This is a genomic window from Mesorhizobium sp. M1E.F.Ca.ET.045.02.1.1 (assembly GCF_003952485.1).
Classification (GTDB): domain Bacteria; phylum Pseudomonadota; class Alphaproteobacteria; order Rhizobiales; family Rhizobiaceae; genus Mesorhizobium.
Genome location: NZ_CP034447.1, coordinates 6,228,149 through 6,249,958 on the forward strand (window position 1 = coordinate 6,228,149; position 21,810 = coordinate 6,249,958).

21 protein-coding genes are annotated in these 21,810 nt (G+C 64.1%); 10 read left to right on the forward strand and 11 right to left on the reverse strand.

Going from position 1 to position 21,810, the window contains the following annotated elements:
* Nucleotides 1-47 precede the first annotated feature (47 nt).
* From EJ070_RS30310 to EJ070_RS30335, 5 genes are all read right to left on the reverse strand, one after another.
* Complete coding sequence (locus EJ070_RS30310) at nt 48-809, reverse strand: hypothetical protein (RefSeq protein WP_189350142.1); 762 nt, start codon at nt 807-809, stop codon at nt 48-50.
* Between the two features lie 442 nt (nt 810-1,251).
* On the reverse strand, nt 1,252-1,515 hold the full coding sequence (locus tag EJ070_RS30320) for a hypothetical protein (RefSeq protein WP_245464716.1): 264 nt from the start codon (nt 1,513-1,515) through the stop codon (nt 1,252-1,254).
* Nucleotides 1,500-1,991, reverse strand: a complete 492-nt coding sequence (locus tag EJ070_RS30325) for a TadE/TadG family type IV pilus assembly protein (RefSeq protein WP_126094646.1) — start codon at nt 1,989-1,991, stop codon at nt 1,500-1,502. Before EJ070_RS30325 ends, EJ070_RS30320 begins: the two co-directional genes overlap by 16 nt.
* Nucleotides 1,981-2,418, reverse strand: a complete 438-nt coding sequence (locus tag EJ070_RS30330) for a TadE/TadG family type IV pilus assembly protein (protein ID WP_126094647.1) — start codon at nt 2,416-2,418, stop codon at nt 1,981-1,983. Before EJ070_RS30330 ends, EJ070_RS30325 begins: the two co-directional genes overlap by 11 nt.
* 4 nt (nt 2,419-2,422) lie before the next feature.
* On the reverse strand, nt 2,423-3,658 hold the full coding sequence (locus tag EJ070_RS30335) for a pilus assembly protein TadG-related protein (RefSeq protein ID WP_189350144.1): 1,236 nt from the start codon (nt 3,656-3,658) through the stop codon (nt 2,423-2,425).
* Between the two features lie 280 nt (nt 3,659-3,938).
* Between EJ070_RS30335 and EJ070_RS30340 the strand changes: the two genes are divergently transcribed.
* On the forward strand, nt 3,939-5,156 hold the full coding sequence (locus EJ070_RS30340; RefSeq protein WP_126094648.1) for a TadE/TadG family type IV pilus assembly protein: 1,218 nt from the start codon (nt 3,939-3,941) through the stop codon (nt 5,154-5,156).
* A 25-nt stretch (nt 5,157-5,181) separates the two neighbouring features.
* Here the strand turns inward: EJ070_RS30340 and EJ070_RS30345 are convergent, their stop codons facing one another.
* Entirely contained in the window at nt 5,182-5,418 is a 237-nt protein-coding gene (locus EJ070_RS30345; RefSeq protein WP_126094649.1) for a hypothetical protein, read from the reverse strand.
* A gap of 963 nt (nt 5,419-6,381) precedes the next feature.
* Between EJ070_RS30345 and EJ070_RS30355 the strand changes: the two genes are divergently transcribed.
* Both EJ070_RS30355 and dinB read left to right on the forward strand, forming a co-directional pair.
* Nucleotides 6,382-6,762, forward strand: coding sequence for a cupin domain-containing protein (locus EJ070_RS30355; protein WP_126094650.1), 381 nt, complete (start codon nt 6,382-6,384; stop codon nt 6,760-6,762).
* 321 nt (nt 6,763-7,083) lie between these two features.
* Entirely contained in the window at nt 7,084-8,328 is a 1,245-nt protein-coding gene (dinB, locus tag EJ070_RS30360) for a DNA polymerase IV (protein WP_126095969.1), read from the forward strand.
* A gap of 189 nt (nt 8,329-8,517) precedes the next feature.
* Here the strand turns inward: dinB and EJ070_RS30365 are convergent, their stop codons facing one another.
* Entirely contained in the window at nt 8,518-9,381 is an 864-nt protein-coding gene (locus tag EJ070_RS30365) for an aldose 1-epimerase (protein WP_245464718.1), read from the reverse strand.
* 166 nt (nt 9,382-9,547) lie between these two features.
* Between EJ070_RS30365 and EJ070_RS30370 the strand changes: the two genes are divergently transcribed.
* The 7 genes from EJ070_RS30370 (at nt 9,548) to EJ070_RS30400 (ending at nt 18,217) form a co-directional block, all read left to right on the forward strand.
* A complete protein-coding gene (locus tag EJ070_RS30370) occupies nt 9,548-9,991 on the forward strand; it encodes an SRPBCC family protein (RefSeq protein ID WP_126094652.1) in 444 nt (147 codons plus the stop codon).
* Between the two features lie 174 nt (nt 9,992-10,165).
* Entirely contained in the window at nt 10,166-11,407 is a 1,242-nt protein-coding gene (locus EJ070_RS30375; protein WP_126094653.1) for a patatin-like phospholipase family protein, read from the forward strand.
* A 302-nt stretch (nt 11,408-11,709) separates the two neighbouring features.
* Nucleotides 11,710-12,414 (forward strand): SDR family oxidoreductase, encoded by a 705-nt coding sequence (locus EJ070_RS30380; protein ID WP_126094654.1) that lies wholly within the window; start codon nt 11,710-11,712, stop codon nt 12,412-12,414.
* Nucleotides 12,415-12,470: 56 nt separating this feature from the next.
* On the forward strand, nt 12,471-13,262 hold the full coding sequence (locus EJ070_RS30385) for a pyrroline-5-carboxylate reductase dimerization domain-containing protein (RefSeq protein ID WP_126094655.1): 792 nt from the start codon (nt 12,471-12,473) through the stop codon (nt 13,260-13,262).
* 342 nt (nt 13,263-13,604) lie between these two features.
* Nucleotides 13,605-15,113 carry a family 16 glycosylhydrolase gene (locus tag EJ070_RS30390; protein WP_126094656.1) on the forward strand — a complete coding sequence of 503 codons (1,509 nt, stop codon included), beginning with the start codon at nt 13,605-13,607 and terminating at the stop codon, nt 15,111-15,113.
* Nucleotides 15,114-15,145: 32 nt separating this feature from the next.
* Nucleotides 15,146-16,900, forward strand: coding sequence for a type I secretion system permease/ATPase (locus EJ070_RS30395; RefSeq protein WP_126094657.1), 1,755 nt, complete (start codon nt 15,146-15,148; stop codon nt 16,898-16,900).
* A gap of 3 nt (nt 16,901-16,903) precedes the next feature.
* Nucleotides 16,904-18,217, forward strand: a complete 1,314-nt coding sequence (locus tag EJ070_RS30400) for an HlyD family type I secretion periplasmic adaptor subunit (protein WP_126094658.1) — start codon at nt 16,904-16,906, stop codon at nt 18,215-18,217.
* Nucleotides 18,218-18,282: 65 nt separating this feature from the next.
* On the opposite strand, the gene EJ070_RS30405 is transcribed toward EJ070_RS30400, so the two are convergent.
* From EJ070_RS30405 to EJ070_RS30420, 4 genes are all read right to left on the reverse strand, one after another.
* Nucleotides 18,283-18,954, reverse strand: coding sequence for an ABC transporter ATP-binding protein (locus EJ070_RS30405; protein WP_126094659.1), 672 nt, complete (start codon nt 18,952-18,954; stop codon nt 18,283-18,285).
* The gene (locus EJ070_RS30410) at nt 18,951-20,192 is read right to left on the reverse strand and encodes an ABC transporter permease (protein ID WP_126094660.1); all 1,242 of its coding nucleotides are present in this window, start codon (nt 20,190-20,192) and stop codon (nt 18,951-18,953) included. The genes EJ070_RS30405 and EJ070_RS30410 overlap by 4 nt, the downstream gene beginning before the upstream one ends.
* Before the next feature lie 6 nt (nt 20,193-20,198).
* Complete coding sequence (locus tag EJ070_RS30415) at nt 20,199-21,206, reverse strand: efflux RND transporter periplasmic adaptor subunit (protein WP_126094661.1); 1,008 nt, start codon at nt 21,204-21,206, stop codon at nt 20,199-20,201.
* A 345-nt stretch (nt 21,207-21,551) separates the two neighbouring features.
* The gene (locus EJ070_RS30420) at nt 21,552-21,764 is read right to left on the reverse strand and encodes a hypothetical protein (protein WP_126094662.1); all 213 of its coding nucleotides are present in this window, start codon (nt 21,762-21,764) and stop codon (nt 21,552-21,554) included.
* Nucleotides 21,765-21,810 lie beyond the last annotated feature (46 nt).

Sequence of the window (21,810 nt, forward strand, 5' to 3'; positions counted from 1 at the left end):
CGGCGGCATGACAGTTTCACCCTCTGGCAGGTTTGCCGCTTCGCGCCTTACGGCGTCGTCGTCGCGGCGGCTGCCTGGTCGATCTTGTCGGCCAGCACGCCCTTGGCCCAGTCGGTGACTTCGGCGTCGACCGGCTTGTTGGCCATGTCGGCAAGGGCTGCGTCCAACGTCGCGTCGTCCGGCGCGGGCGTATTGGCAGCCTCCGTCTGGGCATCGGTGAGTGCCTGGTTGGCGTCGTTCAGCGCGGTGGTCGCGTCATCGATCTGCCCCTGCAAAGCGTCGATCTGTTCTTGGGTGGCGTTCGGGTCCGCCTGCAGCGCGGTCATCTGCGCATTCAGGTCGTCGAGCGCGGCCTGGGCATCGGCCACGGCCTGGGTTGCCGCGTCAACCGCGGCTTGCGCGTTCTTGGCTGCCGCCGCCTGAGTCACATAGGCCTGGATGGCCGCAAACTTCGGGCTCTTGGAGTTCATGTAAGCGTTGATGTTGCGCTGCAGCGAGTTCAGCCGGCCGAGCTTGGCATGCAGGTTCTTTTCCTTCGGCGTCGCGGGCGTGTCATCCGTGACGTCGTCGGTCGTGTCGTCCTGCGACTTCGCCAACTGGCCCGGAGCCGATGCCTTGCCGTGCGTTGCGCCACTGTTGCCCTTGCCGCCGCCGTTGCCGCCGCCTTTACCGTTGCCGCCGCCGTGGTCGCCGCTGTTGCCGTGACCACCGCCATTGCCACCACCGTTGCCGCCGGCGCCGGCAAGCGCCGGAGCAGTCGCGAGTGCCAGGACGGCCAGTGAGGCCAGAAGTGTCTTTCGGATCGTCATAATGTTTCTCCGCAGGTGATCGCCACCAATGCCCAACCGCTAGATCGCCTCATATGAGAATTCCCTAACGGCTTGGAGTAACTTTTAGTCAAAATCAGTCGCGGCAAGGGAGCGACCTGGGAAATACCTTCATCTCCAACCTAGAGAATGCATTAAGCCATTGAAATCTCACGATAATATTTGGCCCAAATCGAGATCGGCCCTCTGGAACAATGAAGGCCCATACCCCGTCGGACCATAGGCCCAGCCCCACTCAGCCTGCGTCCACAGAGGGCTTCATCTCCTTGTTATACCGCGCTTTTTTGGAGAAATATCGCACTGGTTGTGGACGCCATCTACTAGCACCGGGAGTACTTGAGCGCGAGGCGCGCCAACGGTTTTGATTTCAGACATCCCGAGCCGATGCCAGTATATATCATTATATACTCTCGCTGGATTTCCCCTAGCTGCCGATCAGCGGCACGGTGACGGACGTCGAATAGTTGATCGGGTAGTCGCTGAAATAGGGGAAATTGATGACGAAGGCGTAACTGGCGCTCACTTGCGCCATCTTGAAACCGCCGCTCGGCGGATCGGTGGTGATCGTGACGTTCACATTCTTCAGGCCAAGCGCCTGCAGCTTCTTGGTCGCGATCGCCTGGATATCGGACTCGGTCAGGCGGAATCCATAATCGGGCGATTCAGTTCCGACTATGACTGAGGACAAGCTCCTTTCACGCTGTTGAGCAGCGGCACGTTCACCGTGGTCGCGTAGTTGATCGGGAAGTCGCTGAAATAGGGGAAGTTGATCACGAAGGCATAGCTGGCGTTCACATGCGCCATGCAGAAGCCGCCGCTCGGCAGATCGGTGGTGATCGTGACGTTCACGTTCTGCAAGCCAAGCGCCTGCAGCTTCTGCGTCGCGATCGTCTGTATGTCGGCCTGGGTCAGCGTGTTGTTGAGCTGCAGCGAGCGGGCGGAGGCCTCCAGCGCATAGCGGACGCTGGAGTCGGCATTCATCGACCAGCCGAAGGCGAAGATGCCGAAGAGCAGCATGACCAGGAAAGGCACAATGAGCGCAAACTCGATGGCGGCGCCGCCTGAGGCATTGCAGGCAAACGCCCTCGCTTTTTGCCTGTATCGAGGCGCAATTCCGGACGGAAAACCGCTGCGCACTTTTCCTGGAATTGCTTTAGCGGACACGGACCACCTGCTGATGGCCGAGCGCGGTGTTGTTTGGGAAAGGGCCGAAGGCAAAGGGCGGAACCCAGGTGCCCGACGCCTGGATCTGGACGTAGATCGAGTTTAGCTTCGGTCCGGCGCACAGGGTCGCCTGGTCAACCACGGTCGTTCCGCATTTGTAGGTGCGGTTCACCGTGACCGCGGCGTCGGTGGGCTTGTTGTCCCAGCTTGCGAGCGCGGCGGCTTGGGTGGCGCTGTCGTCGGAGGAGCCGGCTAACACCAGATTCGCCGCCGTCTTCACGCCGGCCCGCATATTCAACGAGCTGGTGACGTAGGACCAGCCGTCGGCGACGCCGAACAGAGCCGTGCACAGCACCGGCAGCACGAGCGCGAATTCCACCGCGGCGGCGCCTGAGCGGTTCTTGCGGAATGAGATCGCGGGTCCCATGCCGCTACTCGACGATCGCGACCGACGGCGCCGCCGGGATATCCTTCATCCCGAGGCTCGTGCAATCCTGGTTGATGGTCGAATTGCCCGACCACTGGATGGTGTCGGCCACGACCTGGGTGCAGCCGTTCACGCCCGAGAAGTTGCCAAGATAGTTGACCTGTTGCCTGGGAAAATAAATGGCACCGGTCAAAAGCGAGTCCGCGGTGCCGTTGAAGGTGCTTTGCGCCGTGGTCCCTGTCCTGTCGCCGTAGAACAGCACCCCGGAATAGGTGCCCGAGGTCGGCGCGCTCAGCGTCACCGTGGCGTTGCCGTTCATGCTGACGGTGTTGCTGCCGGCCATGTAGATGGTCACGCCGTCGCCCTGGATGACCGCGCCGGCGTTGATCTTCAAATTGCCCTCGAGGACATAGACACCGGGAGACAGCGTGACATTGCCCTTGAGGTTCATGCCATTGCAGTAAGTCCCTGGGCCCAGCGTCGGCTTGTTGTCGTTCAGACAGGAGCCGCTGGCCGCGGGCGCAGGTACGCTGGAGAACGGATCGGCAGCCGGCAGCGCATTGGTGATCGGGGCCTTGCAGGTCGCGGGGTCAGTCACCACCGCATTGCTAAGCGAAATGCCGCCGACCGAGATCAGGCAGTCGGCCTGGAGTCCGGCCGATCCCTGGACCTTGATGGCATCGGGGGCGATCGAATCCGACATGACGGAGCAGCCGCTGAGCTTCACGTTGGTGCTGCCAGAGAAGAGCGCCGCCTGCGAGGCCGAGGCACTGAGCGCCAGCACACAGGCCTTGGAGGCGTCGGTGATGAGCGCCACCGCCCTCGCCTGCTCCGGCACCTTGCTCTGCGTGAAGATCGAGGTGAACATCCGATCCAGGTTCTGGTTGAGGATAACCTCCACCGCCTTCTTGGCCGTGTTCGGCCCCGAGGTGGGCGGCGTGTGGACGGTGATGGAGCCATTGCCCAGGCCGTTATCGGTCGCCGACTGGGTGGCGGCCGTGGTGATCGCCCCGGTGTCGGATCCCTGGATCTTTTCCAGCGCGCCGGCATAGGCGGCGGCGTCCGCCGTCGCCTGCAGCTTCAGGCTCGAATAGTACCAGTAGGACGTCTCGACACCGAGCCCCGCACCGCCGACGACGATCGGCAGAGTGAACGCGAAGACGATTGCAACATTGCCGCCCTCGCCCCTTTGCAGGCGGCGGGAGAAGAAGTCTCTGAAAATTCGACCGAATGTGGCCATGGCCGAGCGCACCCAAGCTATCCCGGCTATCACGTTCAACACCTGTCGATAAACGATTGGCTAATTTTTTTGCTCGACTTGCGCCGGTCAGACCGCAGAGGGCGCACTTACGACTGAGTGGCACAAGCATTCGGACTTAGGTCCCACGCATCGTCAGACTTAAGGCGTAACCTACGGATAAACCTGTTATTTTAGCATTTTCTGCATTTTATCTTTTTCGGAAATCGCTCGTAGAGACGGCTGGCTTATCACTCTGCCGTATACGGCGAGGGATGCTTCCATGATCCGACAGTTCTGGGCTTCGACGCGCGGCAATTTCGCGGTGGCGACCGCGATCGCCATGGTGCCGCTGATGCTTGCCGTGGCCGGGGCGGTCGATCTCGTGGGCACCAGCGACGACGCCGCGCAACTGCAGAACTCGCTGGACGCCGCCGGACTTGCCGTGGGCACGAAATACCAGCCGCAGATGTCGGCCGGCGACATGCGGCAGCTCGGCCAGATGTTCTTCGCGGCCAACATGAGCGCCGCCGACGCGCAGGAATATTCGGGCAGCGTCGACGCCTTCCAGGTCACTGCCAGCGGCGATCCGAGCGCCTATACCATTTCACTGTCGTCCAGCATCAGCCGCCCGGCTTTCATCAGCGGCGCGCCTGCCTGGCAGGCGATCCGCTCCGCCTCCGTCGAGATCAAACCCGGGGCGCAAGCGTGCGTGCTTGCGCTCGATCCACACGCCGACAACGCCGTCGACCTGCAGGGCTCGACCAACGTCGCGATGGACGGCTGCGTGATCGCTGCCAATTCGGACGCGGCCGACGCCGTCAACCGGGGCGGCTCTGCCATAGTCAGCGCCGGATGCGTCTCGACGGTCGGCGCCACAGCGGGGCTTACGCCGCCCAATGCCACCCTTTCCTGCGGCGCGCCGAAGGAAAACCAGTATGCGTCCTTCGATCCGCTGGCCAACGTCACCCCGCCCGCCTACGGGCTCTGCCAGACGATGCCCAACGGCAAGACGGTCACGCTCTCGCCCGGCACCTATTGCGACAAGACCTGGTCGGGAAAGATCACACTCGAGCCGGGCGTCTACATCCTGCGCGGCGTCACCATAAAGCCCGGCGGCAACGGCAGCCTCACCGGCCAGGGCGTCACGATCTTCCTGATGGAAGGCTCGCAGCTCTACATCAACGCCAACGAGCAGGTGAACCTCTCGCCTCCGACCAGCGGTCCCTATGCCGGCATCACCATCTTCCAGGACCACGGCAACACCTCGGCGCTGACGCTGAACGGCGGAGCGGGTTCCGTGGTGAGCGGCTTCATCTATGCGCCCGACGCGACGATCACCTATACCGGCAATTCGGACATGAATGCGCAAGGCAGTTGCCTGCGGGTGGTCGGCAATATCGTGCAGATGACGGGAACCTCGGCCGTGAAGGCAGACTGCGCGGCCGAACTCGGCAACCGCGAGATGTACGCCGGCAGGATGATCAAGCTGGTGAAGTGAGCGCCAATATCCCCTCCGGGGGAGATCACAGCTCGCCCACGATATCGGCGCCCGGCTGTTCGTCGAAGAGCACCGCGCAACCGCGTTTCAGCGCCACCTGGCTCAAGGCGTTCGCAGCCGCCTCGTCCGACGAGACGAAGTCGCCGGTCAAGACGCGCAGTTCCTCGACGGCTTTCGACATTGAGATAAGACGCCCGGCCGAGCGATCGCTCGCGCAGGCGTCGACGATGCAAAGAAGATCGATGAGTTCGAAACTGTCCATGACGGCCTCCGCCAGCGCCATCCCTTCGAAGCAATCAACGGCGGGATGCACGATCGGGTTCCAGCTCACGAACTGGACGGCGGTCTCCGCGGCGCGCGGCTGAGATCGAAGCGGGGCGGCAGGCAAGGCTCGAAGCAGGCGCCGCGCGCGGATCCGGTCGGGTCGGATCGACCGGAAGCAGGATGACCATCTGCGCCCGTCGCTCCGGCCAGAGCGGCCTGCCGAAGACGAGGAAGATGCCTGCGGTCACTGCTGCCAGCAGAAGGCCGACGAATAGGTTCGCGATAACTCGCCGGGCTGCACGGATATCTCCCTGGGGTAGTTCGCTCAACTGCTCTAACCATTTGCTGTACGCAATTCCGGACGGAAAATCGCTACGCACTTTTCCTGGAATTGCTCTGTTTGTTCGTCGCAATTCCGGACGGAAAACCGCTACGCACTTTTCCTGGAATTGCTCTGTTTGTTCGTCGCAATTCCGGACGGAAAACCGCTACGCACTTTTCCTGGAATTGCTGTGGAGCTGCCCGCCACATCGCAGGAAATGGCGGGCGCTCCGTCAGCCGCCGATGAAGGGACTTTTTTCGACGGCCTCCGAGCCAATGAACTGCCGCCGCACTTGTTTCAAGAAATCCGCCATTCGGGCCTCTGCGCTGCAAGGTGGGACCTCAGTCCCGCCGGCGCGAGGGACCGCAGCCCCAGGGCCGGGCCATTCGCCTCCCGGTCCCGCCCTGGCCGCGCGGGCAGGCGCAACCAGTTGGCCGGCGAACGCGTTGATTAAAAGGCTACTCCAGCTTCGGCCCGCGCGCTTCCTCGGAAGACGCGGGCCTTTTTTCCCGGGCCGCGACTGCTTGTCTTTGCATTTAAATTAGCAATCCCGGATTGAAAGGCGTATGAATCGGACAGCGGTCGCCGACGATCGCGGCGTCAGGTTCCGCTTGGACTCATGGAATATGGGGGGATGCCATGGCCGAAGCTCCAATGAACGTCACCAAACTCGAATCCAAGTCGCACAACAATCCCGACGAGGTTCGCTCGCCCGCCAAGACACGTGTCGAAATCGTGCGGCTGCCGGGCTTCACGCTCGGGCGGCTGAACATGCAGCCGGGCTGGAAGTGGTCGGAATGCGTGAAACCGGTGGTCAAGACCGATAGCTGCCAGGTCTCGCATGTCGGCTACGTCGTGTCCGGAACGATCACCGTGCGCATGAACGACGGGACGCAGAAGGCCTTCGAGGCCGGCACGTCCTACACCATTCCGCCCGGCCACGACGCCTGGGTGGAAGGCAATCAGCCGTTCCAGTGCATCGAGGTGCTCAGCGCCGAGCAATACGCCAAGCCGGCATAAGATGGCACTGCCAATCTCCCTCCTTGAGGTGTCGCCGTAGAACAGAGGGTCGTCGCGAGACGCCATTTGGCGCGAAAGTTGGCGCTCAACGCGAGACAAGCCCTCTGGCCGCTTCGCGGCCATTGCCCCTCAAGGAGAGATTACCACCGCAACCGCACAAACCTTCCGGTTGCGCCGGATTGTGGAGGTTTGCACGGTTTGGCGTGGCGGCTTGACAGTAGACCTCTTTTGTTCTCTTTTTGTTTGGCAAACATCCCTTACAAAAGATGCAGCTAATGCTGCAACGCCGCACGATGGGAACGGAAGCGCGCGATGCCCGCCATGGATGCCGCCACCATCCTGCATGCCGATCTCGACGCCTTCTACGCCTCGGTCGAGCAGTTGCTCGACCCGTCGCTGCGCGGCAAACCAATCGCGGTTGGCGGCGGCGTGGTGCTGGCCGCCTCCTATGAGGCGAAGGTCTTCGGCGTGCGCGGCGGCATGCCCGGCCGCAAGGCGCGCGAGCTTTGCCCGCAGCTCATCTTCGTCGGCGGGCGGTTCAGCGAGTTCCAGCGCCTCGGCGATGCCGCGATCAAGGTGCTCGACGATTTCACGCCGCTGGTCGAGCGCATCTCGATCGACGAGGCCTTTGCCGACGTCGCCGGCTGCACGCATCTGTTCGGGCCGCCGGAGGAGATCGCCAGAAAAATCCGCAGCCGCGTGAAGAGCGAGCTCGGCCTGCCGATCTCGATCGGCGTGGCGCGCACGAAACACCTCGCCAAGATCGCCTCACAGGTGGCGAAGCCCGACGGGCTGGTGGTGGTCGAGCCCGGCACCGAACTCGCCTTCCTGCACGATTTGCCGGTGTCGCTGATGTGGGGCGTCGGCCCGGTGACGAAAGCGCGGCTGGCCGAGATCGGCGTCGAGACCATCGGGCAATTGGCGCGCACCCACAGCGGCGCGCTGGAGCGGCTGATCGGCCACGCCGCAGGCCAGAAGCTTGCTGCCCTTGCTTGGAACCGCGATCCGCGCCGGCTGGAGACGCACAGGCGGGCGCATTCCGCAGGCGCGCAGTCGGCGCTTGGCCGCAAGCCCGCCCTGCCACACGTCTTCGTGCCGACGCTCTTGCATCTCGCCGACCGCGTCGCCAGCCGGTTGCGTGCCAAAGCCCGGCCCGGCCGCACGGTGACGGTGCGCGTGCGCTTCCGCGACATGCGCGCGGTCACCCGCTCGGTGACGTTGGAGCAGCCAATACAGGCGACGACGATGCTCGCCGAAATCGCCGAGGAGCTGGTGCGCGGCGTGCTCGCCGCCCATCCGGGCGAAAGGGAAATTTCGCTGCTCGCAATCTCGGTCTCGCATCTGGAGGAGCATGCCGAGCTGCAGCTTGAACTGCCGCTCGGCCTGGCGGATGAGAAGCTGAGGCCCGGCAGTCGCAAAGGCTTGGCCCGCTTCGGCGCCGACCGCGCCATCGACAAGATCCGCCAGCGCTTCGGCAAAGAGGCCGTCGGCTACGGCACCGTGGCGCTGGAAGCCGCGCGCTCGGTGCCGGATGAATTCAGGGAACTGGCCGAGAAGGAGCTATGAGAATGGGGCGGGTAATCTCCCCCCTTGAGGGGGAGATGTCGCCGAAGGCGACAGAGGGGGTCGCCGCGCGTGAAGCGCCGGCGCTTGCGCGACGAAAGTGAGGGCGGCGTTTATGTGAGACGACCCCCTCTGGCCTGCCGGCCATCTCCCCCTCGAGGGGGGAGATTTCGCTCCGCCGCTGGCGCGCCCTCAATCGGTTTCCGCAATTTTCCAATCCAGGCTCATGCCGGCGCTCATCGTCGCCCCATGTTCGAGCACCGTCAGCCCCTCGCCGTGATGCGCATCGACGGTGTGCGACACCGGCTCGAAGCAGAAGAAGCCGGCATCGGGTGACGGCGAATAGAGGATGTAAACGGCAAGCTCCGGCGAGGCGGTAAGCGAAATCTTGATCCCCTCCTCCATCTGCACGATCGAGGCGCGACGGTCCCATCCGTCGAAGGCGTTGTTCACCCACTCCAGCGGCAGCGGGATGGGACGGTCGAAATCCCAGCCCGGACGCTCGCTCACCGGCACGACGCCGACAGGCAAATGGCGCTCGTCCTCCAGCCAGACGCGCTTTGCCCTTGCTTTCAGCAGGGTTGTGTCGCCGCGCGGGAACCAGGGATGGAAACCGAGGCCGTAAGGCAGGCGAATGCCGGCGCGGTTCTCCACCGTCAGCCGCGCGTCCAACGTGCCGTCGCGCAGCGCGTAGGTGATCGACGCCGCATAACGGTAAGGCCCGATCGCGCCATCGTCGAGCACCAGTTCGGCCTCGATTGCCGTATGCCGAGCAAGCCGCCACGGTTTCTGGAAACCGTCGCCATGGATCGGAAAGGCTTCGCCCGGAACGTTCGGCTCGACGGCATGGAAGCGGCCGTCGAAGGTGAAGCCGCCGCCGGAGATGCGGTTCGACCACGGCACCAGCAGCTGACAGCCGGACGTGCCGGTGCCGTCTCCCGGCTTCAGCAGCGGAACCAGCGCGCCGCCGATCACCAGCGCGTCGTAGCGCGCGATGGCCGCGCCCCTTTCCGGCGCTAGAACCAGCCGGGCGCGGCCGTCATGAAGCTCCACCATGCAGGCCCTCATCGATGGCGATGTTGCCGCCCATCTTTACGCGAATTGGCGGAGAAGGAGACGTGAAGTCCGCAAACGCGTCCAAAAAAACTTCTCCGTCGATGTCGGGCTGGCCAGGCCCCGTTCGTCATAGGAGCATAGACCGGCAATCAACAGGAGAAACGATATGCCCAGCACCATCCGCCTGCATCGCGTCCTGGCTACCAAGCCCGAGAAAGTCTACCGCGCCTTCATCGAGGCGGACGCGCTGGCGAAGTGGCTTCCGCCCAACGGCTTCACCTGCAGCGTCCATCACTTCGAGGCAAAGGTCGGCGGCAAGTTCAAAATGTCCTTCCGCAACTTCACCACGGGCGAGAGCCACGCCTTCGGCGGCGACTATGTCGAGCTCGTCCCGGGCGAGCTCGTGCGCTACACGGACAAGTTCGACGATCCCAACCTGCCGGGCGAGATGCAGGTGACCGTGACGTTGAACAAAGTCTCGGTCGGCACGGAGATGGAGATCACTCAGGCGGGCATTCCGGACGCCATTCCGGCCGAAGCCTGCTATCTCGGCTGGCAGGAGTCGCTCAAGAACCTGGCGAGGCTCGTCGAGCCCGAGATCAATCAGTAGTACCGATCGCAACGGTCCTACGCCGGCCGCGACAGCATGTCCCGGCCGGCATGCGGCTCGATTTCCAATCTGTGAAGTTACGCGTTTCCACCGCTTGCCAGAATGGCTGCGCTGGGCTGGATTGAGCAAAGCCGAGCTCGAATGCGCCGGATGGACAGGCAGAGGGGGGCCGCGATGGAGCCGATTCCGGCCGGATCATCACCGGATGCGGATGAAGACAAGGTCGAGCATTACGATCTCGGCCTCTGCCTGTCGGGCGGCGGCTACCGCGCCATGCTATTCCATGCCGGCGTGCTTTGCCGGCTGAACGAGGCAGGCCTGCTTCAGAAAATCGACATGGTGAGCTCGGTCTCGGGCGGCTCGATCGCCGCCGGGCTGCTGGCCGTTCTCTGGCCGCGCCTGACCTTCGCCAACGGCGTCGCAACCAACTTCCGCGCGCTTTACCTGGAAAAAATACTCGCCTTCTCGCAAGTCTTCCTCGACGCACCCTCGATCCTCATGGGCATCCTCAATCCGTTTTCGAGCGCCGCGCGCGAAGTCGCCGCCTGCCACGAGCGCCATCTGTTCGATGGCTCGAGACCGATGCTTAAGGGCCTGAGCGGACGTCCCTGGTTCGTGTTCTGCTCGAGCAACCTCAGCACCGGCTCGCTGTTTCGCATGTCGAACCGCTACATTGCCGATTACCGGATCGGCATGGCCAAGCATGCGGACCTGCCGGTCGCGACCGCGGTCGCGGCGTCGTCCGCCTTCCCGCCGTTCCTGTCGCCGCTCAGGCTCGACCTCACGCAATTCGAGTGGGAGAACGACAAGCTCGACGCGAGCGTCGGCCCGCCGGTCCCGGCCGGCCGCGCCGTGCTCACCGATGGCGGGGTCTATGACAATCACGGCATCGAGCCGGCGCTGAAGCGCTGCCGCTGGCTGCTGGTCAGCGATGCCGGCGCGCCCTGGCAGGCGTCGGGCTCCGGCTACTGGAACTGGATCTCGCAATTGACGCGGGTGCTCGACACCACCGACAACCAGGTGCGGTCGCTGCGGCGGCGCGATCTTGTCGCGCGTTTCCAGGCGGCCAAGGACGCCGACGATCAGGGCTTGCCCGATGACGCCACGCGGCCCGACTATGCCGCCACGCGTGGCGTCTACTGGTCGATCGCCAGCAAGCCGGACGTGGTCGAGCCGACCTTCGTGCAGACCGCGGCAATCGCGCCCGCCGATATCGGCACCTCGCTGCACTTCCTTGGAGCCAAGGAGACCGTCGATCTGGTGAACTGGGGCTATTGCGCCAGCGACCAGGCGCTGCGCGCCTGGTACGAGCCGGCCGTGCCGGCCGGCAAGGGCGTGCCGCTGCAGGCGGGCGACGTGCAGCCGGGGCGCTGCGCGGTGATATCAAAGGCGCTGATGAGTGGGTTCAAGGTTTGAGCGCGGGGCGCGCGAGCTGCCAATCTCCCCCCTTGCGGGGGAGATGTCGCCGAAGGCGACAGAGGGGGTCGCAGCGCGTGAAGCGCCGGCGTCCTCTGCGAGGCCAGATGAGGTTGGCGATCTATGTGAGACGACCCCCTCTGCCTGCCGGCCATCTCCCCCTCGAGGGGGGAGATTGCACGCTCCGCCGCTTTCGCCAACCCCATCCGCGTTGGCGCAATCCAAACCGGTTCGTGCCTGCCCAGGTCCATGCTAACTGAAGTGCTTTCGACAACGGCCCAAAAATCAGGATGGACAGCGACATGGCAGACGAAAAAGTGGCTCTGGTGACGGCGGGCGGCAGCGGCATGGGCGCGGCGGCGGCGAAGCGGCTGGCGGCGGACGGCTTCAAGGTCGGCGTGCTCTCCTCCTCCGGCAAGGGCGAGGCGCTGGGCAACGAGCTCGGCGGCTTCGGCGTCACCGGCTCCAACCAGTCGAACGATGACCTGAAGCGTCTCACCGACGGTGCGCTGGAACGCTGGGGTCGCATCGACGTCCTGGTCAACAGCGCCGGCCACGGACCGCGCGCGCAGATCATCGAGATCAGCGACGACGACTGGCACAAGGGGATCGACACCTATTTCCTCAACGTCGTGCGCCCGACCCGGCTGGTGACGCCGGTGATGCAGAAGCAGAAGGGCGGCGCGATCATCAACATCTCGACCGCCTGGGCGTTCGAGCCGAGCGTTGCCTTCCCGACCTCGGCGGTGGCGCGTGCCGGGCTCGCCGCCTTCACCAAGATCTTCGCCGACACCTATGCGCCCGACAACATCCGCATCAACAACGTGCTGCCGGGCTGGATCGACAGCCTGCCCGCTGTCGAGGAACGCCGCCAGAGCGTGCCGATGAAGCGCTACGGCACGTCGGAGGAAGTGGCGGCGACGATCTCGTTCCTCGCGTCGGACGGCGCGGCCTACATCACCGGCGAGAACATCCGCGTCGATGGCGGGCTGATGCGGGGGTATTGAGTGCTTGAATAGCGACCTGCCTCCGCTACCCTGCGGTTTTCGGCGAGGAGGCAAGGATGAGCGCTTCATTCAAGCTCGGCATCGTCGGCGGCGCCGGCTGGCTGGGCGGTGCCATTGCGGGTGCTGCACTTGCGGCCGGCGTGGTGCGGGTGGAAGACCTTGCGCTGTCCTATCGGAGCGCCAAACCGGACCGTTTTTCGGGCGCGTTCTGGACCGATGACAACCAGGCGCTCGCCGACCGCTCCGACGTCATCATGCTTTCGGTGCGGCCGCAGGGTTGGCCGTCGCTCGAGCTGGACGCCAAGGGCAAGCTGGTGATTTCGGTGATGGCCGGCATAAGACTGGCCGAGATCGGCGAGAAGCACGGCACGCGCCGGGTGGCGCGCACACTGCCCAACGCGGCGGCCGAGGTCGGCAAATCCTATACGCCATGGATCGCGAGCGGCGACACCACCGAGGTGGACCGCGCAACCGTGCGCGCGATCTTCGATGCCTGCGGCGTTGAGGACGAGGTGGCGACGGAGCGCGACATCGACTACCTCACCGGCCTGACAGGATCGGGCCCCGCCTTCCCTGCCCTGCTGGCGGACGCGATGATGCGCGACGCGGTTGCCTTCGGCCTCTCGCCCGATGTAGCGCGACGCGCCGTCAACACCGTGCTTACCGGCACCGGCCGGCTGCTGAAGCTCAACGACGCCTCGCCGGCCGACACGGTGGAAGCCTTCCTCGGCTATCGCGGCACCACCGCCGCGGCAATCGAGACCATGCGCGAAGCGGGATTCGACGAAGCGGTGGCCAAGGGGCTTGCGGCGGCATTCCTGAAGTCGATCGCGATGGGAAAGCTTTGAGCCGACGACGGTCCGTCACTGCGCTATCCGTCCGCTGATTCGAACCGCCGCCCCGGGTGAGAGCGCCGCGCCGCAACAAATGCGTTCATCCGCGGCAGACTGCCTAACCAGTCGGCAGAAATTCATCACTATTGTATAAAATTAACCAGACTTCACGCCTAAATTGTATTAGCAAATCCTTATTCTATCTATTCTGAAGAATTAATCGATCCAAAGGAAAGTTTCCTCTGTACTATATGGTTATTCCTTGGAACTATCATTTGAATTAGAAGTTTTTTGGAAGCGGTCGACGGAACCTGCATAGCGTGTTCCAGGAGCCAGGCAGCACGGAGAGATTGTCCGATGACCTCCATCGTCAACGCAGTAGGCGTTCCTCTTCCCTATAGCGGCACATCCACCCATTGGTTCTCGGCATCTGGGTCTGGGCCGGACTTGTGGGGCACCTCCGGCAATGACACCTTCTATGGAGCCTCCGGTGTCAATGTCACCATGCACGGTAGCTACGGCGACGACATCTATTACCTCTATGCCGCGGGCAACAAGGTGGCCGAGGGCTATGGGGCAGGCATCGACACGATCAGCACCTGGATGAGCTATACGCTCCCGAACAACGTCGAGAACCTCATCGTCACCACCGCCAATCGCTATGCGTTCGGAAATGCGCTGGACAACATCATCACCGCTAAGGCCGACCACCAGACGCTGGACGGCGGCGTGGGAAACGATGTTCTGATCGACGGCGGCGGCGGCTACGACACGTTCATCATCAAGAACGGCAACGGAAGCGACCTGATCGCCAATTTTGCAGCGACCGACACTGTCCGCCTCGATGGCTATGGGTTCACTTCCTTCGACGCAATTCACTCTAACATGGTTCAGGCGGGATCGAACGTGATCCTGAACCTCGGATCCGGTGAGATCCTCGAGTTCAAGGACACGACCATCGACAAGCTGCAGCCCAGCCAGTTCGAGCTGCCGATCGACAAATCGCACATGACGCTGTCCTTCGGCGACGAGTTCAACACGCTGAACCTTCACAATAGCCAAGGCGGCACCTGGGACACCAACTTCTGGTGGGGCGCGCCGAACGGCAGCACGCTCACCCAGAACAACGAGCTGCAGTGGTATATCGACGCCAATTACGCCCCGACGAGCTCGGTCCACCCGTTCAGCGTGAACAACGGCGTTCTCACCATCACCGCAGCGCAGACACCGGCTGACATCAAGCCGCTGATCAACAACTACGAATACACCTCCGGGCTCCTGACGACGCACGACTCCTTCTCGCAGACCTACGGCTATTTCGAAATGCGCGCCGACCTGCCCGAAAACGCCGGCGCCTGGCCGGCCTTCTGGCTGCTGCCGGAGGACGGCTCGTGGCCGCCGGAGCTGGACGTGGTGGAAATGTACGGCCAAAGCCCGAACTCGCTTCTGATGACCGCGCACACCAATGAGACGGGCACGCACACCAAGGTCGGGTCGACGGTGAACGTTATGGATACCCAAGGCTTCCACACCTATGGCCTCTTATGGACGCCGGACAAGCTTGTCTGGACCTATGATGGCGTGCAGGTGGCGGAAGTGGCGACGCCGTCCGACATGAACAAGCCCATGTATATGCTGGTCGACCTCGCGGTCGGCGGTCAGGCCGGCGCGCCGCCGGATCATCTGGCGACCCCGGCTCAGATGAAGATCGACTATGTCCACGCCTACACGCTCGACAGCGCGCCGGCGACCGCGCTGAACGTCACCAGCAGCAGTACCACCACTCAGACCACCCAGAGCATAGCCACGTACAGTATCGCCAGCAGCACGCTGCACGGCGGTTCCGAGTTCGGGGGCCACGCCTAAGGCGCGATCATGCAGCGGCCGGGAATGGGCAAATGACTCGACCGTCGGGCCTGCGGCCGGTCTTTCTGCGCGCCATCGCCGATGTCGGCGCCTTCTCTGTGCTGATCAACATCCTGCTGTTGGTAATCCCGCTCTACCTGCTCCAGGTCTATGATCGCGTGCTGCCGTCCTCCAGCATCGAGACGCTGTTTTACCTCTCGCTCATCGCGGTGCTGGCTCTCGCCTTCCTCGGCTTCCTCGATGCGGTGCGCGCCATCTACACGCATCGCGTCGCTGCGACCGTCGACCGAAAGCTGGGTGCCGGAACGTTCGCCCTTTCGCTTGCCGCTAAACATGCGGGCGGCCTGTCGCCGCTGCGCGACCTCGCTTCGGTCTGCGCCTTCATCCGGTCGCGCGGCGTGGCGGTGTTGTTCGACCTGCCCTTCGCTCCGGTCTTCCTCGCCCTGCTCTATCTCATCCATCCCGTCCTGTTCTGGGTGACGCTCGCCGGCACGGTGCTGCTGGTTCTCCTGGTCGTGGCGAACCAGCTTGCCATCGGCCGAAACGATGCCTTGTCGGTGGAACGTTCGGCTTTGGCTGCCCAGGCGGAACAGGTCTTTGCCCGCAATGCCGAAACGCTGCGCGCCATGGGCATGGTCGACAACGCCGCGCGGGTCTGGGGGCGGTACGTCGGCGAAGCGCTCATCCTGCACGATCGCTCCGCGAGCGCCAACGCGATCTTCAGCGGCGCCTCGCGGGCGCTGCGCATGATGCTGCAGCTCGCGATCCTCGGCGCCGGTGCGTGGCTGGTGGTCGAGGGGCAGATGACGGCCGGCATGATCTTCGCCTCCTCGCTGGTGTCGTCGCGTGCGCTGCAGCCGCTCGACCAGCTCATCGGCGCCTGGCGCCAGATCGCCGATGCCCGTCGAGCGTGGACACGGCTGGAAAGGTCGCTCGCGGCGCAGCCGGCGCAATCGCGCAGGCTCGCCCTGCCCGATCCGTTAGGCGCGATTGCCGTGCAGGACCTTTTCTTCATGGCGCCGAATGCCCAGCCAGGCACCGAACCCATCCTCAAGCGGCTGAATTTCCAAATCGGCGCCGGCGAGGCGGTGGCGATCGTCGGCCCGAGCGGCGCCGGCAAATCCACGCTGGCGCGGCTGCTTGTCGGCGCTGCCCAGCCGACCGGCGGCACCGTCAGGGTCGACGGCGCCGACCTCAGGAGCTGGGACGAAAACCAGCTCGGCAGAAAGATCGGCTACCTGGCGCAAGAGGTGGAGCTGTTTCCCGGATCGATCGGCGACAATGTCGCCCGCTTCGACCCGAACGCGGAGGACGCCGCGATCGTCGAGGCGGCCAGGCGCGCGGAAGCGCATGAGCTGATCCTGACGCTGCGCGACGGCTACCAGACCGTGATCGGCCCTTCGGACAGGCTGTCGGGCGGCGAACGCCAGCGGATCGGGCTGGCGCGCGCCTTCTACGGCAATCCGCGCATTCTCGTCCTCGACGAACCCAGTTCCCATCTCGACGGCAGCGGTGAAGCGGCGCTCGAAGCGGTGCTTGTCGCGGCGCGGGCCGCCGGCGTCACCGTGATCGTGATCACGCATCGCCCTTCCATCGCCGCGGCCTGCGACCGCGTGATGCTTTTGCGCGGCGGCGCGATCGAAGCATTCGGCCCGAGCGGCGAGGTGTTGCGGCGGCCCCTCACCGACAAGGGCGCCGACAGGGGCGCACAACGGAACACTGTGGTGACCGGATCATTCGCAACGATGATCCGCGGCACCCCCCACAATGTCCGCCTCGGATCATAGACGATGAGCGCCGAGAGCCTTGCCTGGGAACCACGCACCGACATAAGGCGCGTGGCGTTTACCGGATACGCGGCAACAGCGCTGCTGGTGGGTTGCTTCGGCTATTGGGCGGCCAGCGCGCCGCTGTCCGGCGCGGTGATCACTCCAGGCACGATCTCGGCGACCGGCGGCAACATCCTGATCCAGCAGCCCGAGGGCGGCATCGTCGAGCAACTGCTGGTCCACGAGGGCGACCGCGTGCGGCAGGGCGAGGACCTCATCCTCCTCGACCGAACGGCGGCGCAGGCCGAGCTCAACCGGCTGACGAGGCAGTCGATCGCGCTCAAGGCAACCGCGGCGCGGCTGGGGGCGGAGCGCGACGGACTGGACAGGCTGGCGCCGATCACCGAGGCGGCACCCGCGCCGTTCCAGCAGGATTTCGAGAATCTCATCCGCGAGCAGCAGAAGGAATTCGACGCGAGACTCGCCCGCTTCCGCTCCGAACAGTCGATCATGGCGCAGCGGGTCGCTATGCATCGCGAGTCGGTCGCGGGCCTGAACGCCCAGAAACTCGCCATCGAGCAGCAGACCGATATCGTGAAGAAGGAGCTCGGCATCAAGACCGGCCTCTTGGACAAAGGCCTAACCAACCGCACCGAATATTCGCAGCTTCTGCGCAGCGAGGCCGATCTCGTCGGCCAGGCCGGCGCGATGGAAGCGAACCTCGCCGCGGTCAACACCCAGATCGTCGAAGCCCAGGTGCAAGTCGAGCGCTTGACCACGCAGCGCGTGGAAGAGGCGCTGACCAAGCTCGACGAGGTCCGCACCCATCTCGCCGACATCGCGGAACAGATGCGTGCGGCCGAAGCGGTGCTTCAGCGCACGACGATCAAGGCGCCGGCAGCGGGCATCGTGGTGTCGTCGACCTATAATTCGAAGGGCAGCGTGATCGCGCCGGGCGAGAAGATCATGGAGATCCTGCCCACGGCATCGGGCCTCAACGTCGATGCCAAGCTGCGGCCGAAGGACATCGACCAGGTGCGCGTCGGCCAGAAGGCGAAGCTCAGGCTGTCGGCGCTCAACATGCGGCTGACGCCCGAGGTGTCAGCCACGGTGATGGAGATCTCCGCCGACCGGCTGGTCGATCAAACCACGCACGAACCCTATTTCCGCGCCAAGCTGAGGATCGCCGACGCCCTGCCGCCCGGCGTCAAGCCCGAGCAGCTCTATCCCGGAACGCCGGTCGAGGCCTTCATCAGCACCGGCGACCGGACTTTCTTCGAGTACCTCGTGCGACCGATGCTGGATTCGTTCGCGCGTGCATTCGCGGAGAGGTAGATGCCGCTCCTGCGTCGGCCTTCCAAACCAGGGCTTGTTTCCCGTCCCGATAACTCTGGCAGTATTCACTCTATCTTGCCGTCCACGATATGGATCTGGCGGTCCATGCGCCCCGCCATGTCGAGGTCATGCGTTACCGCAACGACCGTCTTGCCACGTTCGCGCACCAGATTCTCCAGGATCGCGAACACCTGTTCCGAACTCTTGGAATCGAGGCTTCCGGTAGGCTCGTCGGCAAGGATCAGGGGTGGATCATTGGCAAGCGAACGGGCTACGGCCACGCGCTGGCGCTGACCGCCCGAGAGCTGGTCCGGCCGTTTGTCGAGATGCTCGCCAAGCCCCAGCGACGCGAGCAATTCGCCGGCCCGCTCGTGCATTGCAGGCCGCGCAAGCCGGCCGAGCTTGCGCATCGGTATCTCGACATTCTCGCGCGCGGTGAATTCCGGCAGAAGAAAGTGGAACTGGAACACGAAGCCGAGCATCGACAGCCTTGTCGCCGCGCGCTCCCGCTCGTCCATCGGATCGGCATCGCGACCGCCGATGCTGAGCTTTCCGCCAGTCGGACGGTCGAGCAATCCGAGCAGATAGAGCAGTGACGATTTGCCCGAGCCCGATGGGCCGGTGATGGCAACGAACTCCCTCTCCTCGATCGAAAGCGTGACGTCCTTGACCAGCGTGACGGGAATGGTTTCCGGCAGCACGCGCGTCAGATTCTCGGTCTTGATCAGCACGCTCATGTCGCGCCTCTGATGATATCGACCGGGTTCTGCCGCGCCGCGCGGCGCGCTGGAAGATACCCGGCCACCGCGGCGGAGCCGATCGCGAAGCCGGACGCGATGACATAGTGCAGCACGCTCCAGGCGATCGGCAGATGCGTCATCTCCTGCCCCGTCGCGGCGATCTCGAACCGCACCAGGGAGAGGCCATAGACCATGGAGAAGCCGAGAAGCCAACCGAGCGCGGAGCCGGCGCCACCGATTGCCACGCCTTCGAGCAGGAACAGCCCGCGCATGTCGGCCTCCGGGAAACCGAGCGATTTCATGATCGCGATGTCGCGCGCCTTCTCATGCGTGATGGTGGAAATGATGTTGTAGATGCCGAAGCCGGCAACGAGCATGATCGCTCCGACGACGGTGTACATGATGATATTGCGGATGACGAGCGCCTGGAGAATGGACTCGTTCGCCTCCTGCCAGGCCACCGCCTTGTAGCCGAGCTCGGCTTCGGTGCGGCGCGCAACCGCCGGAGCGCGGTTCGGATCGTTCAGCTTGATGCGAATCTCGTTGATGGCGTTCGGTCGCTCCGAAAGAATTTGCGCGTTCTTCAACAGCACATAGGCCTCGCCCTCGTCGCGGGCGGTGGTGCCGGTGTGGAAGAGGCCGACGATCTTGAAGTTGCGCGTCAGCCCCTCAGAGGAGACCACCGTTATCGTGTCGCCAAACCCCGCGCCGAGCCGGCTCGCCATCGTATCGCCGATGAGCACGTTGTTGCCGCCGGACGCGAGTGCGTTGAAGCTGCCCTGAACGAAATCCTCCACGATCGGCGACACGCCGGGTTCGCGTTCGGGGTCGATGCCGATGATGGTCGCGCCCACCTCGCGGCTGGAATAGCGGATCACGCCCTGCGTCTTGAGGCTCACCGCGAACCGCCCAGGAATCCAACTCGCCAGCCACGCGGTCGCGGCCGTCGGATTGATGATACCGCGGCGGTCGTCGCGCGGCCTAAGCCCCGAAATGGCGACCGCGTTGAAAACGTCTTCGGCCGGCTGGCGGCGGGCCGTGCGCTGGTCATCGGTGATGTCGACATGCGGCATTGTGTCGACGAGTTGCCGTACGAAATCATCCTGTCCGCCCTGCATCAGCGCTGCCATGGCGATTGAGAATCCGACTCCGACGGCGACGCCGAGCACGGCAACGAGCGTCTGCCGGCCTCGGCCGGCGATGTGTGTGATGGCGATGTCGAGAATAAGCCGCATCGGACCTCACTTCCGCTCTGCCGCGACCGTCACGCGCGCGCCGTCAGCGAGTTCGGTCGGGTAGGGCGAGATGACTTGCGCCCGCGCATCGATGCCCGACAGAACCTCGACGCCGTTGGTGCCGCGAATGCCGGTGCGGACTTCACGCCGCCGGGTCGTCTCGCCCTCGACCACGAAGACATTATTGCCTTCGATCGCCACCGACGGAACCAGCAGGGCATTCTTCGAGACGCGGATGACGATATTGACGTCGGCCGACATGCCGATCCTGAGCGGCGTATCGTCCGGCAGTTGGAAATAGACGCGATAGGTCTTCGTCACCGGATCTCCCTTCGGTGTGATGCGATCGACAACGGCCTCCAGATTCTGTCCGGGAAAGGCATCGGCCCTGAGCAGTGTGCGCTGGCCGATCTCGACCCGCGGGATGTCCTCCTCGTTGACTTCGGCGACCACCAGAAGCGGCTTCGGCTCGCCGACCCAGAACAGCACCGTGCCGAGTTCGGCAATCTCTCCCACCTCGCCGTCCTGCCTCAGCACGACGCCAGGGCTTGGTGCTCGGATGACATAGGTTTCCAGGCGGGCCTTCTGCCCGGCCACGAGCGCCTCGATCTGGGACAACTCGCTCCGCGCACGATCGAGTGCCTGCTGGCTCGCCGCGTTCTTCTCAGCAAGCACGCTTTGGCGCTGGAACTCCTGCTCTGCAAGGGCCCGTCTTGCTTCGAGTTCTCCCAGCGCTGCTCGAACCTCGCTGTCGTCGAGCCGGGCGAGCACGTCGCCTTGCGCTACTCTTGCTCCCTCACAATTGCATTGCTCAACGATCCTTTCGCGCACAACCGGAGCCACCTTGGCCCAGCTATTCGGCTCGACCGAGCCGCTCGCATAGACGATCTCGGCGGCGTCGCCGCGCCAGGGCGTCACGATTGAAACAGGCGTCGCCCGCAACAGATACCAGGCCGTGCCGCCAACCAGGGCCGCAACGACGACAATTCCCGCAACCGAGCCTCTTACCCGCATGGAGCGCTCCCTTGATACCGGCCGCCAAGATGAGCGCCGAAATGATGAAAACGGCCAAGCCCACCAAGCATTGCATGACGATTGCGACCGACGCCAAGGGCAAAGAAACTACTTGATCGACACGTCGATCAAGTAGGGGCACGCCGAATGTGAAAAGTCGAATACCTCACGCGGCCGACGCCGGATTCGTTCGCGCGGGCATTTTCGGAAGGTAGGGCGCGAGATGGCGGGCTGCCGGCGGTCGTTCGCGCCGCTCGCTTTGCGCCGAGAGCGGCAGGCCCGTCGTCGGGCACTCGTCCCGGGGCAAACAGATACCTCTCGGGCCTTCGGTACCAGGCGAATGGCTTATTCCAGAAACATCAGGGCTGTGGCCAGAAATCCCATTCCGAAGCAAGATGCCATCGAATAGGCGATCATCCCCACAGCCAGATAGTCGCCGCTGTCTGACGACAAATGGCTGCCGACCGTGCCGAAAGTCACGAGCCAGCATGCTACCGTCAACCCGATGATCGCCCCCATAGCGAGATTCTTGACCACAAAGAGCACCAGTGGAGGCATGAGTTCTGCTCCTGAAGAGCATTCGCGGCGCTGCCCACGGCTTTCG

Excerpts from the sequence above, each read along its gene's own strand:
- EJ070_RS30390 (WP_126094656.1), top strand. The coding sequence starts at position 13,605 with ATGACCTCCATCGTCAACGCAGTAGGCGTTCCTCTTCCCTATAGCGGC.
- EJ070_RS30420 (WP_126094662.1), bottom strand. The coding sequence starts at position 21,764 with ATGCCTCCACTGGTGCTCTTTGTGGTCAAGAATCTCGCTATGGGGGCG.
- EJ070_RS30400 (WP_126094658.1), top strand. The coding sequence starts at position 16,904 with ATGAGCGCCGAGAGCCTTGCCTGGGAACCACGCACCGACATAAGGCGC.
- EJ070_RS30395 (WP_126094657.1), top strand. The coding sequence starts at position 15,146 with ATGACTCGACCGTCGGGCCTGCGGCCGGTCTTTCTGCGCGCCATCGCC.
- EJ070_RS30340 (WP_126094648.1), top strand. The coding sequence starts at position 3,939 with ATGATCCGACAGTTCTGGGCTTCGACGCGCGGCAATTTCGCGGTGGCG.
- EJ070_RS30380 (WP_126094654.1), top strand. The coding sequence starts at position 11,710 with ATGGCAGACGAAAAAGTGGCTCTGGTGACGGCGGGCGGCAGCGGCATG.
- EJ070_RS30415 (WP_126094661.1), bottom strand. The coding sequence starts at position 21,206 with ATGCGGGTAAGAGGCTCGGTTGCGGGAATTGTCGTCGTTGCGGCCCTG.
- EJ070_RS30355 (WP_126094650.1), top strand. The coding sequence starts at position 6,382 with ATGGCCGAAGCTCCAATGAACGTCACCAAACTCGAATCCAAGTCGCAC.
- EJ070_RS30385 (WP_126094655.1), top strand. The coding sequence starts at position 12,471 with ATGAGCGCTTCATTCAAGCTCGGCATCGTCGGCGGCGCCGGCTGGCTG.
- dinB (WP_126095969.1), top strand. The coding sequence starts at position 7,084 with ATGGATGCCGCCACCATCCTGCATGCCGATCTCGACGCCTTCTACGCC.
- EJ070_RS30335 (WP_189350144.1), bottom strand. The coding sequence starts at position 3,658 with ATGGCCACATTCGGTCGAATTTTCAGAGACTTCTTCTCCCGCCGCCTG.
- EJ070_RS30310 (WP_189350142.1), bottom strand. The coding sequence starts at position 809 with ATGACGATCCGAAAGACACTTCTGGCCTCACTGGCCGTCCTGGCACTC.
- EJ070_RS30370 (WP_126094652.1), top strand. The coding sequence starts at position 9,548 with ATGCCCAGCACCATCCGCCTGCATCGCGTCCTGGCTACCAAGCCCGAG.
- EJ070_RS30375 (WP_126094653.1), top strand. The coding sequence starts at position 10,166 with ATGGAGCCGATTCCGGCCGGATCATCACCGGATGCGGATGAAGACAAG.
- EJ070_RS30330 (WP_126094647.1), bottom strand. The coding sequence starts at position 2,418 with ATGGGACCCGCGATCTCATTCCGCAAGAACCGCTCAGGCGCCGCCGCG.
- EJ070_RS30365 (WP_245464718.1), bottom strand. The coding sequence starts at position 9,381 with ATGGTGGAGCTTCATGACGGCCGCGCCCGGCTGGTTCTAGCGCCGGAA.
- EJ070_RS30410 (WP_126094660.1), bottom strand. The coding sequence starts at position 20,192 with ATGCGGCTTATTCTCGACATCGCCATCACACACATCGCCGGCCGAGGC.
- EJ070_RS30405 (WP_126094659.1), bottom strand. The coding sequence starts at position 18,954 with ATGAGCGTGCTGATCAAGACCGAGAATCTGACGCGCGTGCTGCCGGAA.
- EJ070_RS30345 (WP_126094649.1), bottom strand. The coding sequence starts at position 5,418 with ATGGACAGTTTCGAACTCATCGATCTTCTTTGCATCGTCGACGCCTGC.